Origin of the sequence: Providencia sp. PROV130, assembly GCF_028482225.1 — a bacterium.
Taxonomy (GTDB): domain Bacteria; phylum Pseudomonadota; class Gammaproteobacteria; order Enterobacterales; family Enterobacteriaceae; genus Providencia; species Providencia rettgeri.
In genome coordinates this window covers 156,890-173,604 of sequence record NZ_JAMPQC010000001.1, presented here as the reverse complement: position 1 = coordinate 173,604, position 16,715 = coordinate 156,890, and the positions used below count along the sequence as shown (strand labels likewise).

Genomic DNA, 16,715 nt, shown 5'->3' with positions numbered 1-16,715 from the left:
TTTGCGGTATGACAGATATTTTGGAGTGCCTGCTATGTCTATCGATGATACAAAAACCAAAACAATAGCGATAACTAATATGACAGAAACCCCAACCACACTCGGCCGCATTCATTCATTTGAATCATGCGGAACGGTCGATGGTCCAGGGATCCGTTTTATTGTCTTTTTCCAAGGCTGCTTAATGCGCTGCCTGTATTGCCATAACCGCGATACTTGGGACACCCATGGTGGCAATATCGTCACTGTTGATGAATTAATGAAAGAAGCCGTGACCTATCGCCACTTTATGAACGCGACTGGCGGCGGCGTTACCGCCTCTGGTGGTGAAGCTATCTTACAAGCCGAATTTGTTCGTGACTGGTTCCGCGCATGTAAAAAAGAAAATATTCATACTTGCCTTGATACCAATGGCTTTGTGCGCCGCTACGACCCAGTGATTGATGAACTGATGGATGTCACTGACTTAGTGATGCTTGATTTAAAACAAATCGATGATGCAATTCATCAAAAATTAGTGGGTGTTTCTAATCACCGTACTTTGGAATTTGCCCGTTACCTTGCCAAACGCAACCAAAAAACCTGGGTACGCTATGTTGTCGTGCCGGGTTGGAGCGATGACGACCATTCAGTACATTTACTGGGCGAATTTACCAAAGATATGAACAATATCGAGAAAATCGAATTATTACCTTACCATGAGCTTGGTAAACACAAATGGGAAACTATGGGTGAAGAATACAAGCTAGATGGCGTTAGACCACCATCAAAAGAAGTGATGGAACGAGTCAAAAGCATTCTTGAAAGTTATGGTCACAAAGTGATGTACTAAAATTATAGAGGCTCTTTGCAGAGCCTCTTATTTATTTGAAAAGCGGTAAATGGCCAATTAACTGAGTAACTGCTTTTTTATTTCCCACCAAGCCTATCCCTGCCAATTGAATATCTTTATATTGCTGTTCAGATAATTTCTGCTGATATTCATCATAAGTACGGCAAGATTGAGCGAGCAAACTAAAAGGAATGATATAAATATCATCTTTCTGGTAAGCTGCCACTTCAATCTCTTTCATATATTGCTCTGCGGATTTTAATATCGGTAATGGTGCATAAATCACCCCTGGGTAATTCATATTATCCAAACTATTAAGATCATTCCCTACCATATTATTGACTTTATTTCCTAAACTCACACCAATTACACTCGCTGCATTCATCGCTAAACCATTCGATAAGTTTTGGTTTACCACGATGGCACAACGGTGTTCTGTTGGATTAAAAATCATCTCTCTTTTCCCTTTTACTGTTTGTTATTGTTCTAAAACACCTCATTATTATTGCATTTAAAGAAAGAAATAAGCTTTCTAATTCAGTCATTACACGCTAAAATTTAGGCAATTTTATCCTATTTTATGCAATTTTAAGGTAAAGGCTTTCATTTATGGCAATAGATAAGACAGAAATAAAAATATTGAAATTACTACAAGATGACGCTCGAATAACGAATCAAGTTCTTGCTGAAAAAGTAGGCATGTCAGCCTCTCCCTGTTGGCGAAGAGTTAAAAAACTAGAAGAAGAACATGTTATTGAAGGATATCGCGCTATTCTCAATCGTAAAAAAATTGGCTTAGGTGTGATGGTATTTGTTCGCGTTATTATTGATAGCGATAGCGAGGCTGAAGCTCAAAAATTTGAACAAGAAGTGACTGAGCTCGAAAATGTTGTCGCTTGCTACAGTATTGGTGGTGATACCGACTTTTTATTGCAGGTTGTATCTCATGATTTAGACTCCTACGCCGATTTCGCGATGACGGTTATTCGCCGGTTACCGGGTATCAAAGAAATGCAAAGTATGTTTGTACTAAAAGAGATTAAGCCATTGGATGCTTACCCAATATCACTCATTTAACCGCTGGGTAAATGGCATTTTGCTTACGTATTAATAATAATGATTATTTAATTTACTATTCACTATTAAATTAGGGTTTGGTCTTACTGTATAGAATAAAAAAAACAGCCGTTTTCACTGTACTACTAAATACTCATACTCTATTCAATACATTAAGGTATAGATAATGGTCTTATTACGATAAAAAATATCTTATACAAGAAATTTTTAATCAAAAATACCTTACCAGAATAGTCTGCTTTATAATAAGTTAACTTATCTGCATACTACTGCCGATAAGTTACAAGAATGAGTATAAACTCAGAAAACTTATTAATAATAATATATTGCTAATTCACTACGACTAACAGGTTCCTTTCTTATCATGAATAATGAAAACTTCAGTGCAGATAACAACCCTGCACCTACAATTAACGCACAAACTCAAGCCGATACATTCGTTTTTCACGCAGAACCTCGCACAGTAGATGCAGGTGAAGGTGTTAACTGGATCAGCCAATCATGGTCTCTTGTTAAAGAAAAGCTGGGAATGTGGATCCTAATTAACATCGTTCTGTTTGCGGTGATCTTTATCATTTCAATGATCCCATTCTTGAACTTACTGATTACTTTTATTACGCCTATTTTTATTGGTGGTATTATTGCTATCAGTGAAAATCAACGTAAAACTGGCCAAGCAGAAATTGGGTTATTATTTGCTGGTTTCCAAAATAAATTCGGTACCCTATTTGCCGTTGGTGCCATCAACTTTGCGGCTAACTTAGTAGGCATGATCATCGCATTTATTATCGGTGGTTCTGCTATGTTTGGTTTATTGATGGAAAGCAACCAATATGGTTCACCATCTGACGCGGCTATCCTTGCATCTTCAGGTACATTCTTCTTTGCAATTATTATCATGGCCGTTGCTGCGTTAGTAGGTACTGCCTTGACATGGTTTGCTCCAGCATTGGTTATGAACCACGACTTCACTGTTGGCGCTGCAATTTCTGCAAGCTTACAAGCTGTTAAGAAAAATATCCTGCCAGGTCTCCTGTTCTTTATCGTTTTATCAATCTTAATGATAATTTCAGTAATTCCTTTAGGTTTAGGTTTATTAGTTTCTATGCCAATTATGTATGTTTGCTATTACAGCAGCTACCGCAGCCTGTTTTTCTCACAAGTAAAATAAACCAAAGTGTGATGGTTTAACGACTTTGCTAAATCATTAAATCTAAAAAAGGAAAGCAATTGCTTTCCTTTTTGCTATCCCATACAAATTCACATATATTCCTTTAAATAGTAATCTCCCTCTTTCCTTTCATAAATTGGAGCTGTTTTCCATGTATTTCGATATTACTGATTTAAAACTGTGTGTTAATGTCGCTAATGCAGGGAGCATCACCCATGGAGCGAAACTAACTTATCTTACACTGCAATCTGCAAGTGAACGGATACGTGGGTTAGAAAATGAATTAAACGTAGATATTTTTGTTCGCTCAGTGAAAGGGGTTTCATTATCAAATGCAGGTCATACATTTATTGAGCATGCGAAAACAATTTTGCAGCAAATTGAAGTAATGCAAGATGAACTGCAGCAATATAGTCGACACCTGCGTGGGCATATTAATATTCTTTGTAATACCTCTGCTCAAATGGAGTTTTTACCTGCCCGTGTTAGTGCTTATTTACGCCAGCACCCCGCTATGTCTGTGTCAGTGAAGGAAATGCCAAGTACTAATATCGTCACTGCAATCAGAAATAAAATTGCTGATATCGGTGTTATCGCAGATTCTACTGATCTCACCGGGCTGGATATTCGGCCATTCAGCTCAGATGAATTAGTTGTTTTTGTCCATAAAGATAGCCTTTGGGCAAACCGAGAAAATGTTCCATTTTCTGACATTATTGATGCTGAATTTATTGGTTTAATGGAAGATAACCCATTACAAAAACATATTGATAATAACGCCAAACAACAAGGCAGGCGGCTAAACTACCGAGTACGTATGCCAACATTAGATTCTGTAATGCAAGGGGTTAATGATGGCATTGGCATAGCTATTATTCCCAAACAAGCGGCACAGCGTAGCCAATTCTCTGCGAGTAAAATAGTGCAATTGGCTGAGATTTGGGCATGTCGAAAATTAGTTATCTGTGCACGAGATTTCAACCAATTACCTGATTACACTAACGAGTTTGTTAATTTCTTAATTAACTGGTCATCTGAAGGCTAATTTTGTCGCCATGTAAATTCCTAATCCGATCAAACCAATAAAAAAGCAACGACGGAATAATTTCTCGCTAATAATCTTGCGAAAATATTGACCAAGGTACATTCCACCAATAGCAGGTATTAAGGCAAAGGCAGATAAACGCCAATTAATATCATATTGTTGCTGGTCAATGGATAACTTGATTGCTAATGCAACTGTTGATGCGGTAAAGGCTAGCCCTAGAGCCTGAATAAGCTCATTTTTATTTAATTTTAAGGTTTGCAAATAAGGGACTGCTGGAATAACAAATACACCTGTAGCAGCCGTAATCACACCGGTGATATACCCCACTGTTGGGGAAAGCCATATTTCATGTTTCTCGAATGATGGCATTTTTTTTGCGATTAACCCCCATATTCCATAGATAATAAGCACGATACCAAGTGCAGGTAGTGTCCAACCAGATGCTGAGGTTAAAGAAGGTAAAAAACTGAATACGGTGCCTAGTACCACCCCAATAATAAAACCACTGAGCCGTTTGATTAGTGCCATAAATTGTGGGCCAATCAATAATTGCCATATATTCGTGATTAACGAGGGAATAATTAACAAGCTAGCAGCGGCAGCAGGCTCCATGGACGTGCTTAATAACCCCATTGCGATTGTTGGTAACCCTAACCCAATCACCCCTTTTACAAGGCCTGCTAGTAAGAAAACACCAATAATTACACCCATCTATATCGCTCCGATAAATTTACTTTACCGTAGATTAATGTCCTACATTGAATAGCGCTATTTGGAAAATATTGAGGGGGGATCAGGTTTAGCCTGAGGATACGTTTTCAAAATACTTAAAATTTGCAAAAAAAACGCGACTACTATGAGTCGCGTTTTACTTTTGAAGAGGAAACGGAAATTAACCGATGTACTCTAACCCTTTCATATATGGGCGCAGTACTTCTGGAACTTCAATACGGCCATCTGCTAATTGGTAGTTTTCTAAAATCGCCACCAATGTACGACCAACCGCTAAACCAGAACCATTCAGAGTATGAACAAGTTGTGTTTTCTTATCACTCTTACCGCGGAAGCGAGCTTGCATACGACGCGCTTGGAAATCCCACATGTTTGAACAAGATGAAATTTCACGATAAGTATTTTGCGCTGGTAGCCACACTTCTAAGTCATAAGTTTTACGTGAACCAAAACCAATATCACCGGTGCATAAAATCACTTTACGATAAGGTAAGTTCAGTAATTGTAATACTTTTTCTGCATGGCCAGTCAGCTCTTCCAATGCATCCATGGATTTTTCTGGATGAACGATTTGCACTAACTCAACTTTGTCAAATTGATGCATACGGATCAAACCACGTGTATCACGGCCATAAGATCCCGCTTCAGAACGGAAACAAGGTGTGTGTGCTGTCATTTTCAGAGGAAGTGAGTCTTCATCTAAAATTTCATCACGAACCAAGTTAGTCACAGGTACTTCTGCAGTTGGGATCAAAGCATAAGTACTGCTGTCTGCTTCTTCTTCCAGAGGTTTAGTATGAAATAAGTCTTCACCAAACTTTGGTAATTGGCCAGTTCCGTACAGCGTGTCATGGTTGACTAAATACGGAACATACAATTCTTGGTAGCCATGTTGTTCAGTATGTAAATCAAGCATGAATTGTGCCAATGCACGGTGCATACGAGCAATTTGCCCTTTCATGACAACAAAACGAGCACCCGTCAGTTTTACCGCAGCTGGAAAATCTAAGCCGCCAGATAGCTCACCAAGGCTAACATGGTCTTTAACTTCGAAGTCATACTCGCGAGGTTCGCCCCAACGAGCCACTTCAACGTTGTCAGAATCATCTTTACCGTCAGGTACTTGGTCATCAGGGATATTCGGGATACTCAAGGCAATATCACGGATTTCTTGTTGCAGCTTTTCAAGCTCCGCTTTTGCAGAATCCAATTTTTCGCCTAATTGGTTAACTTCTAGACGTAATGGTTCGATATCTTCACCACGTGCTTTCGCCGCACCAATAGTTTTCGATCGCGAGTTACGGTCTGCTTGCAGGGTTTCAGTTTCAACTTGTAAAACTTTGCGGCGTTCTTCTAATTCACGCAGCTTTTCCACATCAAGGGTAAAACCCCTGCGAGCCAGTTTTTCAGCAACCGCGTCTAGCTCCGTACGCAGTAAATTGGGATCGAGCATGCTTATCCTGTGATTATTGTTAGTAATTAATGATACTTTTTGAGGTGCGTTCCAGCACAACAAATAAAGTAAAGTATTTCGCTATATAACCTTACCGCATTGCCCAGTTTAGCGATAGCGTTTTGTGGTGCTAATTTGATCCTGTTGGGCTAACCAGTCTAATTTTTCAGCAAACTTGCTTTCTTGACCCCGTTTCGTAGGGTAGTAATAACGCGTTGTTTGCATCGGTTCAGGAAAATAGTTTTCCCCTGCCGCGTAAGCGTTAGGTTCATCATGCGCATAACGATACTCTTTCCCTGCTCCCATTTCTTTTAATAGTTTAGTTGGGGCATTTCGAAGATGTTCTGGCACATCGTAATCCGGTTGCATTTGCGCATCTTTAATCGCCGCTTTATAGGCGGTATAAACTGCGTTACTTTTCGGCGCACAAGCTAAATAAACAATGGCTTGGGCAATTGCACGCTCACCTTCGGCTGGCCCCACTCGAGTAAAGCAATCCCAAGCTGAAATGGCGACTTGCATCGCGCGAGGATCCGCATTACCCACATCTTCTGATGCAATTGCAAGTAACCGACGAGCAACATACAACGGGTCACCACCCGCAGTAATGATCCTTGCAAACCAGTATAGTGCGGCATCCGGTGCTGATCCTCTGATAGACTTATGCAGCGCAGAAATTAAGTCGTAATAACGGTCACCTTTGTTATCAAACCTTGCTGTTCGCTCGCCACTGACTTCTTTTAATAAATCAGCGGTTAAAATACGCTGCCCTTGGCTATCCGCTTCGGCCATATCCGCCATCATTTCCAGCAGATTTAATGAACGCCTAGCATCCCCATTAACCAACTGAGCAACCATTTTGCGCGTGCTGTCAGGTAGAACAATATTTTGCCCACCAAGGCCACGAGATGAGTCTGCCAGCGCTTGCAGCAATACCTGCTCAATATCATTTTCTTCAAGAGATTTAAGCAAATACACCCGAGCGCGTGATAACAACGCGGAGTTTAATTCAAATGATGGGTTTTCTGTTGTCGCACCAATAAATGTAATCGTGCCATCTTCTATGTGCGGTAAAAATGCATCTTGCTGGCTTTTATTAAAACGATGAACTTCATCCACAAATAAAATGGTTCTTCGCCCTGCACTGCGATTTTGCCGAGCCTTTTCAATGGATTCTCGGATTTCCTTAATACCAGAGGTAACCGCTGAAATGCGTTCAATATCGGCTTGTGCATAATTACCAATAATTTCAGCAAGGGTTGTTTTGCCTGTTCCTGGGGGCCCCCATAAAATCATGGAGTGCAGATGACCCGCTTTAATCGCACGCGGTAACGGTTTGCCCTCTGCCAATAAGTGCTTTTGGCCAATATATTGTTCAAGGGTTTCAGGCCGCATTCTTGCTGCTAAAGGTTGAAATTCATTCTGCGAAAAATCAAGAGACAGGTTACCCACTATATCCTCTTTTTTACCACTTAAAATACCTTATATATTAACCAGCAAATACCAATGTTGCTGGTTAATATTTTTTCTAATCAAGCTTATTTTACGTTTGAGCGCTGGTCATCTAAAGTGACACCTTTTGGCACAGTAAACTTGAATTTACTTGCATCAACGCGACCATTTTTTTGCTCTTTTAATTGATAAGCACTGGTTTGGCCATCTTGCTCAACCGCTGAAAACTGCTCAATCGTCCCTTGGGGAGAAACTGTAATGGAAAAACGTTTTAAAGTTCCATTAGTTTGTTTTGGTTTTAAATCAAACGTATTTCCTTGTTGGATGATTGAGTACTGTTTCCAATCTTTCGGGTCGTTACGTGTAATTAGTAGAAATGGCGTATCTTGCGTAGCATCCGCTAAATTAGTTACGGTCACTTGTTCTACAAACGGATTATAAAACCACAAATTTTTTCCATCTGACACCAGTACACTTTCATCAGGTGATGTCATATTCCAATTAAATAAATTTGGGCGCTCAAGCCATAAATCCCCAACACCTTCTTGAATCAAATCCCCTTCAGGACTTGTCACTTTTTGCGAGAAGCTAGCTTGGAAGCTATTGACCTTATTCAAACGTTCTTGAAGGTCTTGGCTTGCGTCTGCCAATACTTGGCCAATATGTAAACTCAGGGCTAACGCACCCAATAACATCATTTTTTTCATCGATGAAAGACCTTAAAATTATTACCTTAAGAGGCGTCCCGTCTTTATACACCCCTTAAATTAAACCAGCAATTAGCACACTAAATTATTAATGTCCCATTGACGGAGGAGCAAGAACTTCACGGTTACCATTGTGCCCTTGCTCACTAACAATACCTTGGATTTCCATTTGCTCAACAATCCTTGCAGCACGGTTATAACCGATCCTGAATTGGCGTTGAACCCCAGAAATGGAAACTCGTTGTTTCTCAATAACAAACTCTACAGCTTGGTCAAACAGCGGATCGAGCTCTTCGCCACCACTATCATAACCACCGCCTTCGCTATCATCACTACAGGTTGTAATGCTATCAATATATTGTGGTTTACCGCGAGCTTTCCAATCATTCACAACGGCATGAACCTCTTGGTCACGGACAAAGGCGCCGTGCACCCGCACTGGAATTGAAGAGTTTGGTGGTAAATACAGCATATCCCCCATACCAAGTAAAGACTCCGCGCCGCCTTGGTCAAGGATCGTACGAGAGTCAATCTTACTGGATACCGTAAAAGCAATCCGTGTTGGAATATTTGCTTTGATTAACCCTGTAATAATATCAACCGATGGTCGTTGGGTTGCCAATACCAAATGGATACCCGCTGCACGTGCCTTTTGCGCTAATCGTGCAATTAGCTCTTCCACTTTTTTACCTGCCGTCATCATTAAGTCAGCAAACTCATCAACCATGACAACAATGTAAGGTTCTTTTTTCAGCATTGGATGCTCTGCATCCATACTATCACCGGGTTTCCAATGTGGATCAGGGATTGGCCGTCCCATTTCGTCTGCCGCTTTGATGCGATCGTTATAACCCGCTAGGTTACGTACCCCTAGCGCAGACATCAATTTATAACGGCGTTCCATTTCATTCACGCACCAACGCAAGGCATTTGCCGCATCTTTCATGTCAGTAACCACTTCTGTCAATAGATGCGGGATACCTTCATAAATGGATAATTCGAGCATTTTCGGGTCAATCATGATAAAGCGAACATCTTCTGGTTTCGCTTTATACAAAATGCTGAGGATCATTGCATTGACCCCAACAGATTTACCAGAGCCGGTTGTCCCCGCAACGAGTAAATGTGGCATTTTCGCTAAATCGGCAACGACAGGATCGCCTTCAATATCTTTCCCTAACACAATAGTGAGAGGAGATGGATTTTTGCGGAAGTCATCGCAGTCTAATACTTCACTCAAGTAAACGGTTTGCCGTTTCTCATTAGGGAGCTCTAGGCCCACATAAGGTTTACCTGGTATCACTTCTACAACACGTACGGCTACGGTTGACAACGAACGAGCAAGGTCACGTGACAATGTAGATATTCTTGCTGCTTTTACTCCCGGCGCTAGATCAAGTTCAAACCGAGTGATGACTGGACCTGGCGAGAACCCAACCACTTCAGCTTTAACACGATAATCATTGAGCCTTGCTTCAATCAGCCTCGCTGTTTGTTCAAGTTTGAACATGTCCACTGGCTCTTCTTGCGCTGGTGGGCTTGCCAGCAAATCAAGAGATGGCATTGGCGTTGTTGGTTTCGGTAATGGTTGGTCATTACGCACTAAGAACGGGTGGAATAAGCTATCTTGCTGTGGCTGCTGTGGCTGCTGTGGCTGCTGTGGCTGCTGTGGCTGCTGTGGCTGCTGTGGCTGCTGTGGCTGCTGTGGCTGCTGTGGCTGCTGTGGCTGCTGTGGCTGCGCAAAAGTTTGTGTTACCGATTGTGGGTTGCCAAGCCCTTTAGCAATATTATCAATATTATTTTGTGGAGCCGCAGGTGGAACAGAAGACGCACTAAATGACGGCATAAATAATGGGTCAGCCGGCTCGTTATCAACCAAGTCATCAATAGGGGTAAAACTATCCAGTACAGAAAACTCTTTTCTTAAATCAATCTTAGGCTCAAAGTCCTCTTGCTCTTGCGAAGAATACTCTTGCGTGAACTGAGGTTGATAGCCATTATCCACGATTGGCGCAACTTCCTCAGGTTCTGGGATTGTATGCGTATTATTGGACTGTAGTGAAGCCGACGCCCAACGGTGTTCAATTTCTGGCTGTGTAAATGAGCTGATTTTATTTTCTGTCATTGGCTCATTTTGCAATGGTTCTTCATCTGAATGTACGCTATTTAACGGCACTTCATAATCCGTTTCATCAACTTCACCATAACGTTCACGTTGCTGCTCTAAAAACTGCGCTCGTAGCAATTCACCTTGTTGTGCTTCATCATCAGTTTCAAGTTGCTCAGACTCACTCGCAGACCACTGCTGATATATCTGCTCACGCTTAGAGGCTTCTTCTTCACGCCGTTGTAATTCTGCATCACGTAACGATGGAATGCGAATACCATATAACTCACGACGAGTCGGTAAGCGAACAGGGTTTGGCCGCGGAAGCTCTGGTTCCATATTTTGTTTAACCTGAGCATGACGTTCCAGCGCAGCCACTGAAATACCCGCAGCTGCTAATGCCGCAGGGTTAGAGCCCTTTTCAGTGACTGATGAAGGAATAACACTTTGCGTCATATTGGTAGTGTCAAATGGTGGAACTGAGTGAGTTTGTGGTTCAAAAGCAGCTTGCTGAACAGGCGTTTTTTGTTTATCTGAATACTCTTGGTAAGCGGTATTACCTTGTTTCTGTGGTTCTGTTTGTTGATGATGTTGAACACTAAACATCTGTTCTTCTGGCGCAACATATGGCGACGCTTGAACTAACGGCTCATTAACGGTATCAGATGTTGTATCAAAATCAGCACCCAGCTTAGGTTGGTAATCTTCAGGTACTTCAAAATGATATGTGCTCGGCTCATCCACTGCCGAGAAGGCCGGTACTGGAACTTGCTCAGATACGTTTTGATTCACCAATGGGATTGAGTTTTCTGTCGCAGTAATCGCTTCATTCGTCGTTTTTTCCGTTGTTGGAGCGATTTCAGTAACTAATTCAGCCACTGTGGGAGCGGAAAATAAAATATCATCCGCATCAATATTTTCTAGATCGTCATTGGCCCTGTGCTCAGCTTCTTGCGCACGCTGTAAAGCCCCTTCAGTCTCTTCAACGTCATAATCATAGTTATCTAAATCATCTCCCCTAGCTCGATTTATCAGCAACGTAATTGGGAGAAGCACAGCCGCACCAATTTTTTCTGCTATTGTAAGCCATGACCACCCAGTAAACAGGGTAAAGCTTATTGCCCATAAAAATAGCAATGCTAACGTAGCACCTAATGAATTGAACCACGGCATAATTGCACTGCTAAATACACTGCCAATCACACCACCAGAGGCGAAGTTAGGTAAGTCATCAAAATTGAGAGCCGCGAGCCCACAAGAGGATAAAATAAGTGCTAAACCACCAATTAATCTTAATGATAAAGAGAAAAAGTCAATATATCGGCGCTGACTTTCGTATTGGAAAATCGCCCAGCACCCTAGAAGTAATAAGGGAGGAATAGCAAATGCAAGAATACCAAAAGCAGAGAAAAGGATATCAGCGCTCCATGAACCAACACTCCCCCCTAAATTTTTCACTGGGGCATTCCAAGTTGTCTGTGACCAACTTGGATCTGAAGGGCTGAAGCTCAATAAAGCCACCATTAAGAAGAGTGCGCTCAAGCATATTGCGAGCAAAATAACCTCTAATAGCCGTCTCCCGCTACTTAGTTTTTTAAATTTGATGTGTTTATCTTCTGTATATTCTTGGCTCATTATTGTTTCTTTGCTAACTGATGTTCTTGACTAACCTAGGTTTATTCTACCATTAAACGCCTGACTCTGCCTGCTTTACAACATCTAAGGTAAATCAGGACATTATGAAAACGCTAAGATGCAGTATTCCATCTAATGTATGACGATTCAATTTCTATTTCTCATCAAAAGTCCTAAATATTTATAGCTTTAGAATCAATAAATTGGAAATAAAATTTATCAATTGCTAAGTAATCTTTGCAAAATAACACAGAAAGACTTGGATTACGGTCAGACAATGCCTTTTAAAGGAGAGATATTACGTTTTTATCTAGCTGCAAATGAGGTGAGAAAACGGAACAACGCTGAGTAAACTCAGCGTTGAAACTGCAGTGCGGCAACAAAGCTGAAATGCTGTGCTGAAGCGAGGTTAAAAAGCTATGATTAGCGAGTTTTGATCACTAAGCGGTTGCTTTGTTTAACTTCTTCCATAACTACATAGGTGCGAGTGTCGTTCACGCCTGGTAAACGTAACAGAGTTTCACCTAACAGTTTACGATATGCGGACATATCTGGCACACGCGTTTTCAACAGGTAGTCAAAGTCACCAGAAACCAAGTGGCATTCTTGAATTTCTTCCAATTTTTGAACTGCAGTATTGAATTGCTCAAACACATCAGCTGCACCGCGGTTGAGTGTAATTTCAACAAACACGAGTAAAGATGCATCTAAGTAGTGTGGATTTAATAACGCCGTATAGCCAGAGATAAATCCTTGTCTCTCAAGACGACGCACACGCTCTAAACAAGGTGTTGGGGATAAACCAACTCGTTTAGATAATTCTACGTTAGAAATTCGCCCGTCTTTTTGTAGCTCGTTTAATATATTCCTGTCGATACGGTCAAGGTCTTTGCCTGGACGCTTTTTATTGTCAATCATCTCTTTATCTCTCTTTCTCTAATTGTTATTTTCTACATCTAAAAATAAGCACCTTAGCCGCCACCTTTTTTATTTAGGAATTCGTGTTCAGGAGCAAATTTTATTCGTAATGCTGAAGTTAGTGTGAATGTAATTATCACCCACAATTTTTACTTGTATTTTAAATTTGTAAGTAGTGTAAAGTTAATTTTCCAGTGAGAACAAAAATGCGCCATTTCCATTGATCCGCTAGATAATTAACTCTTACACTGATGTTTTCGCAAATGCGCAGCCGATTGTCAAAGCAAATGAATAAAAATCAGTACAAGATTTCGCTTTTTTTTCCAGTAAAACGTTTCGCAGCCTTAATTCAAGATAATTCCTAAAAATTGTGATGCGTGACACAAGCAACTTTTTGTCACACTTTTTTACATTTTGTCGGTTTTACCTATTGATGAAATAAGCCAAATGAAACTAAGTCGCACTTAAACCACTTTTGTTAGCCTCTTATTTCTCCTACAATCTGATAAATGCTTTTTAGATTAAAGAGGAATTCATGAGCACAACAACACATCGCAAGTTAATCATTCTTGGTTCTGGCCCAGCAGGCTATACTGCGGCTGTCTATGCTGCACGTGCAAACTTAAACCCAGCATTGATTACTGGGGTGGAAAAAGGCGGTCAATTGACCACCACAACTGAAGTTGAAAACTGGCCTGGTGACCCAGAAGGTTTAACCGGTCCAGGGCTTATGGAACGCATGCATGAGCACGCGTCAAAATTTGATACTGAAATCATTTCTGACCATATCCAAAAAGTGGACTTAAAACAACGCCCTTTCCGTTTAATTGGCGATGAAAATGAATATACCTGTGACGCTTTAATTATTGCGACAGGCGCTTCCGCGCGTTATATCGGTCTGCCTTCAGAAGAAGCGTTCAAAGGCCGTGGCGTTTCAGCTTGTGCAACCTGTGATGGTTTCTTCTATCGCAATCAAAAAGTGGCTGTCGTTGGTGGTGGAAACACTGCAGTAGAAGAAGCGTTGTACCTTTCTAATATTGCATCAGAAGTCCATTTAATTCATCGCCGTGATAGCTTCCGCGCGGAAAAAATCCTTATTAACCGTTTAATGGATAAAGTTGAGAACGGTAATATTATCCTGCATACCGACCGTACATTAAATGAAGTCTTAGGTGATGACATGGGAGTAACGGGTGTACGCTTAGAGTGTACTAAAACACACGCAACAGAAGATATCCCTGTTATGGGTGCATTTATTGCTATCGGCCACAGTCCAAATACAGGCATTTTTGAAGGCCAACTCGATTTAGACAACGGTTATATTAAAGTGCAATCAGGCACCCAAGGCAATGCAACCCAAACCTCTGTTGAAGGTGTGTTCGCTGCCGGTGATGTCATGGACCACATCTACCGTCAAGCCATTACCTCTGCGGGCACAGGCTGTATGGCAGCCTTAGATGCAGAGCGTTATCTTGATGGCTTAGCATCTAAATAATCAATAAATTATTGTGATTTAAATAGGCTTCAATGTTTATTCAATTGAAGCCTTTTTTGTTACTGATATTACCCATCTTAACTATTGGTTTTACATATATTTTTAAGAGCAAGTTTATATTGTACTTCTCGAATACTCCCTATACTGTTTTTACATAACATTTACGAATATAGGGTGTAGGTATGGGGCAACAATTAGAACATGATGCCATTCGCGGTTATTCTTATTTTATTATTGTCATACTTGCCGTGATGCAAGGCATCGTCATCACTGCCACCACTGATTACTCCATCCGTATAGAAAGCCAATTAAGCGCGACCACTCTATATCTGCCTATTTTGCTCGCTATTTTTGTTCCTTCAGCAATAAGTTACCTAATTACCAATGCAAAATCCGGTATTTTTTATCTCAACATCGTCGTTATTATTGGGTTAATTTTCTGGCTCAATTACTGGCATGCCCAAGACTTTAAAAATCCTGCAGATACAGACCCATTCTTCGCCTTTATCACCCTAACCGTCCTGTTCTTTTTTATGCTTCCTTGGATGCAACTGTGGCAAGCAACAAGAACATGGAAAATCGATTACGGTTGCTTAATGGGGCTATATATTAAAAATACCTTTTTAGGTGTTCTAGCTGCTGCTATCGGTGGGTTGCTAACTTTAATCATAAAAATAGCCAGTTTCCTATTTGATATTGTTAACCTTAATTTTTTGAGTGAGGCTCTTGATAACGACGTTATCTACTGGGTGAGCTTTGCACTTGGCTTCAATGTAAGTTTAGTTTTTTTACGGGCAACACTAAATGTACAGCTCAGTAATTTTGCTAGCTTTATTGCTCGTTTTTTCTTACCTCTCTTAAATATAGTTGCCGTTATTTTCTTAGGTGGTTTTGTTGTTTCCTACTTTTCAGGTTTAAGCTACTCGGAATTAGGCTCCGCCGTGATGCTATGGTTTTTAATTTTAAATCTCATTTTTATCAATTTTGTGTATGGCGATGGCACGAGCCAATATCAATACCGTACAGGTTTAAATGGTTTTGTCTTAATTAGCATTATTCTACTCAATGCATTTTCAGTGCTTTCTCTCTATGGCATTCTGGTTCGAGTTAACCAGTATAGTTGGAGTGTTGAACGCCTGTATGCATTTACTATTGCCTTATTCCTATTTGTATTGGTTTTTGCTTACAGTATTGCCATTATTTATAAAAGATCAGCATGGATGTCCTATTTAGGATTTATCAATAAAGCGGGGGCCTTGTCTCTAATTGCCATTATATTGGTCACTAACAGCCCTATTGCTGATTTTAAACGTATCACACTAAACAGTATTCTTGCTGGCGTTGAAAATGGCAAAATTAAAGTCAATAGCTCGCTAGCTTATGACTTAAAACAATTAGGTGAAAAAGGGCAACAGGCTTTTGAGCAACTCAATAACAACCCTGAATATCAAAAACTATTCCAAACTAGCCCTTATGAAGAAGAACAGCGCAAACCACTGAAATCAGTATTAATTCAGGCTCAAAATAGCCCCACAATACCAGACAGCTGGTTCGATCTCGGAGAAAATGTTAGCAGTGCGTGGTATTGCACTTCACAATATGACCCATACCCATGTGTGGGCTTTATGGCCGATGTAAACCAAAACAACCAAAATGATGTAGTTATGTGCTATTCCTACCCAAGTAGTTCGAGTATTGATTGCAATATATGGCAACAAACGGAACAGACCTGGGAGTTAATGGATACGCAAACTCGTACATTTAATAGCATGCAAGAAAAAGATCAGGCTTGGGATAATTTATTAAAAGGAAACTTTAAACTAAAACCCAAAGAATGGTTAATGATAGACCCCACTTCTTAATACTAATTAAAAATGCAGGTGGCTTAACATTTCTTTGTTAAGTCACCTTTTCATTACGTAAAAATACAGTAACATCTCAAGATTATTACATTCCAAACCTTACTGAAATATTAAATTTACCTTTACAAAACAATTTAATAACAAAACACAATTCACCGTAAATAACCCACTTTTATTATGTAACATATCGTGGTGAAACTGTTATGATGTACCCTAGTACCCGAAT

General features: G+C 40.4%; 13 protein-coding genes. 6 read left to right on the top strand and 7 right to left on the bottom strand.

All coding sequences use genetic code 11. The features are described 5' to 3' along the window. Positions 1-79 precede the first annotated feature (79 nt). Positions 80-832 carry a pyruvate formate lyase 1-activating protein gene (pflA, locus tag PSF28_RS00770; RefSeq protein WP_042851778.1) on the top strand — a complete coding sequence of 251 codons (753 nt, stop codon included), beginning with the start codon at positions 80-82 and terminating at the stop codon, positions 830-832. A gap of 31 nt (positions 833-863) precedes the next feature. Here the strand turns inward: pflA and PSF28_RS00765 are convergent, their stop codons facing one another. Next, on the bottom strand, positions 864-1,286 hold the full coding sequence (locus PSF28_RS00765) for a DUF2000 domain-containing protein (protein ID WP_004909488.1): 423 nt from the start codon (positions 1,284-1,286) through the stop codon (positions 864-866). 155 nt (positions 1,287-1,441) lie between these two features. Between PSF28_RS00765 and PSF28_RS00760 the strand changes: the two genes are divergently transcribed. The 3 genes from PSF28_RS00760 (at position 1,442) to PSF28_RS00750 (ending at position 4,125) form a co-directional block, all read left to right on the top strand. After that, positions 1,442-1,909: an Lrp/AsnC family transcriptional regulator gene (locus PSF28_RS00760; protein ID WP_004909485.1), complete on the top strand. Its 468-nt coding sequence runs from the start codon at positions 1,442-1,444 to the stop codon at positions 1,907-1,909. Positions 1,910-2,273: 364 nt separating this feature from the next. After that, entirely contained in the window at positions 2,274-3,080 is an 807-nt protein-coding gene (locus PSF28_RS00755; RefSeq protein WP_004909482.1) for a BPSS1780 family membrane protein, read from the top strand. A 151-nt stretch (positions 3,081-3,231) separates the two neighbouring features. Continuing rightward, a complete protein-coding gene (locus PSF28_RS00750) occupies positions 3,232-4,125 on the top strand; it encodes a LysR substrate-binding domain-containing protein (protein WP_210836823.1) in 894 nt (297 codons plus the stop codon). Here PSF28_RS00750 and PSF28_RS00745 read toward each other — a convergent pair. The 6 genes from PSF28_RS00745 to lrp all read right to left on the bottom strand — a co-directional run bounded on the left by PSF28_RS00745 (position 4,111) and on the right by lrp (position 13,132). Beyond that, the gene (locus tag PSF28_RS00745) at positions 4,111-4,839 is read right to left on the bottom strand and encodes a sulfite exporter TauE/SafE family protein (protein WP_210836822.1); all 729 of its coding nucleotides are present in this window, start codon (positions 4,837-4,839) and stop codon (positions 4,111-4,113) included. The genes PSF28_RS00750 and PSF28_RS00745 overlap by 15 nt on opposite strands. 181 nt (positions 4,840-5,020) lie before the next feature. Beyond that, the gene (gene serS / locus PSF28_RS00740; RefSeq protein WP_210836820.1) at positions 5,021-6,313 is read right to left on the bottom strand and encodes a serine--tRNA ligase; all 1,293 of its coding nucleotides are present in this window, start codon (positions 6,311-6,313) and stop codon (positions 5,021-5,023) included. Positions 6,314-6,421: 108 nt separating this feature from the next. Then, complete coding sequence (locus tag PSF28_RS00735; protein ID WP_210836818.1) at positions 6,422-7,765, bottom strand: replication-associated recombination protein A; 1,344 nt, start codon at positions 7,763-7,765, stop codon at positions 6,422-6,424. 86 nt (positions 7,766-7,851) lie between these two features. After that, positions 7,852-8,472, bottom strand: a complete 621-nt coding sequence (lolA, locus tag PSF28_RS00730; protein ID WP_210836816.1) for an outer membrane lipoprotein chaperone LolA — start codon at positions 8,470-8,472, stop codon at positions 7,852-7,854. A gap of 88 nt (positions 8,473-8,560) precedes the next feature. Beyond that, a complete protein-coding gene (locus tag PSF28_RS00725; RefSeq protein ID WP_272684460.1) occupies positions 8,561-12,214 on the bottom strand; it encodes a DNA translocase FtsK 4TM domain-containing protein in 3,654 nt (1,217 codons plus the stop codon). A gap of 423 nt (positions 12,215-12,637) precedes the next feature. Next, a complete protein-coding gene (lrp, locus tag PSF28_RS00720; protein ID WP_004256338.1) occupies positions 12,638-13,132 on the bottom strand; it encodes a leucine-responsive transcriptional regulator Lrp in 495 nt (164 codons plus the stop codon). Between the two features lie 535 nt (positions 13,133-13,667). On the opposite strand from lrp, the gene trxB reads away from it, so the two are divergent. After that, positions 13,668-14,627, top strand: a complete 960-nt coding sequence (gene trxB / locus PSF28_RS00715; protein WP_109911028.1) for a thioredoxin-disulfide reductase — start codon at positions 13,668-13,670, stop codon at positions 14,625-14,627. Positions 14,628-14,809: 182 nt separating this feature from the next. Further along, on the top strand, positions 14,810-16,489 hold the full coding sequence (locus tag PSF28_RS00710) for a DUF7057 domain-containing protein (RefSeq protein ID WP_272684459.1): 1,680 nt from the start codon (positions 14,810-14,812) through the stop codon (positions 16,487-16,489). The last annotated feature ends 226 nt before the right edge of the window (positions 16,490-16,715 follow it).

Coding starts and splice junctions, on each gene's coding strand:
- PSF28_RS00750 (WP_210836823.1), top strand. CDS start 3,232: ATGTATTTCGATATTACTGATTTAAAACTGTGTGTTAATGTCGCTAAT.
- PSF28_RS00760 (WP_004909485.1), top strand. CDS start 1,442: ATGGCAATAGATAAGACAGAAATAAAAATATTGAAATTACTACAAGAT.
- lrp (WP_004256338.1), bottom strand. CDS start 13,132: ATGATTGACAATAAAAAGCGTCCAGGCAAAGACCTTGACCGTATCGAC.
- pflA (WP_042851778.1), top strand. CDS start 80: ATGACAGAAACCCCAACCACACTCGGCCGCATTCATTCATTTGAATCA.
- lolA (WP_210836816.1), bottom strand. CDS start 8,472: ATGAAAAAAATGATGTTATTGGGTGCGTTAGCCCTGAGTTTACATATT.
- PSF28_RS00745 (WP_210836822.1), bottom strand. CDS start 4,839: ATGGGTGTAATTATTGGTGTTTTCTTACTAGCAGGCCTTGTAAAAGGG.
- PSF28_RS00755 (WP_004909482.1), top strand. CDS start 2,274: ATGAATAATGAAAACTTCAGTGCAGATAACAACCCTGCACCTACAATT.
- serS (WP_210836820.1), bottom strand. CDS start 6,313: ATGCTCGATCCCAATTTACTGCGTACGGAGCTAGACGCGGTTGCTGAA.
- PSF28_RS00710 (WP_272684459.1), top strand. CDS start 14,810: ATGGGGCAACAATTAGAACATGATGCCATTCGCGGTTATTCTTATTTT.
- trxB (WP_109911028.1), top strand. CDS start 13,668: ATGAGCACAACAACACATCGCAAGTTAATCATTCTTGGTTCTGGCCCA.
- PSF28_RS00765 (WP_004909488.1), bottom strand. CDS start 1,286: ATGATTTTTAATCCAACAGAACACCGTTGTGCCATCGTGGTAAACCAA.
- PSF28_RS00725 (WP_272684460.1), bottom strand. CDS start 12,214: ATGAGCCAAGAATATACAGAAGATAAACACATCAAATTTAAAAAACTA.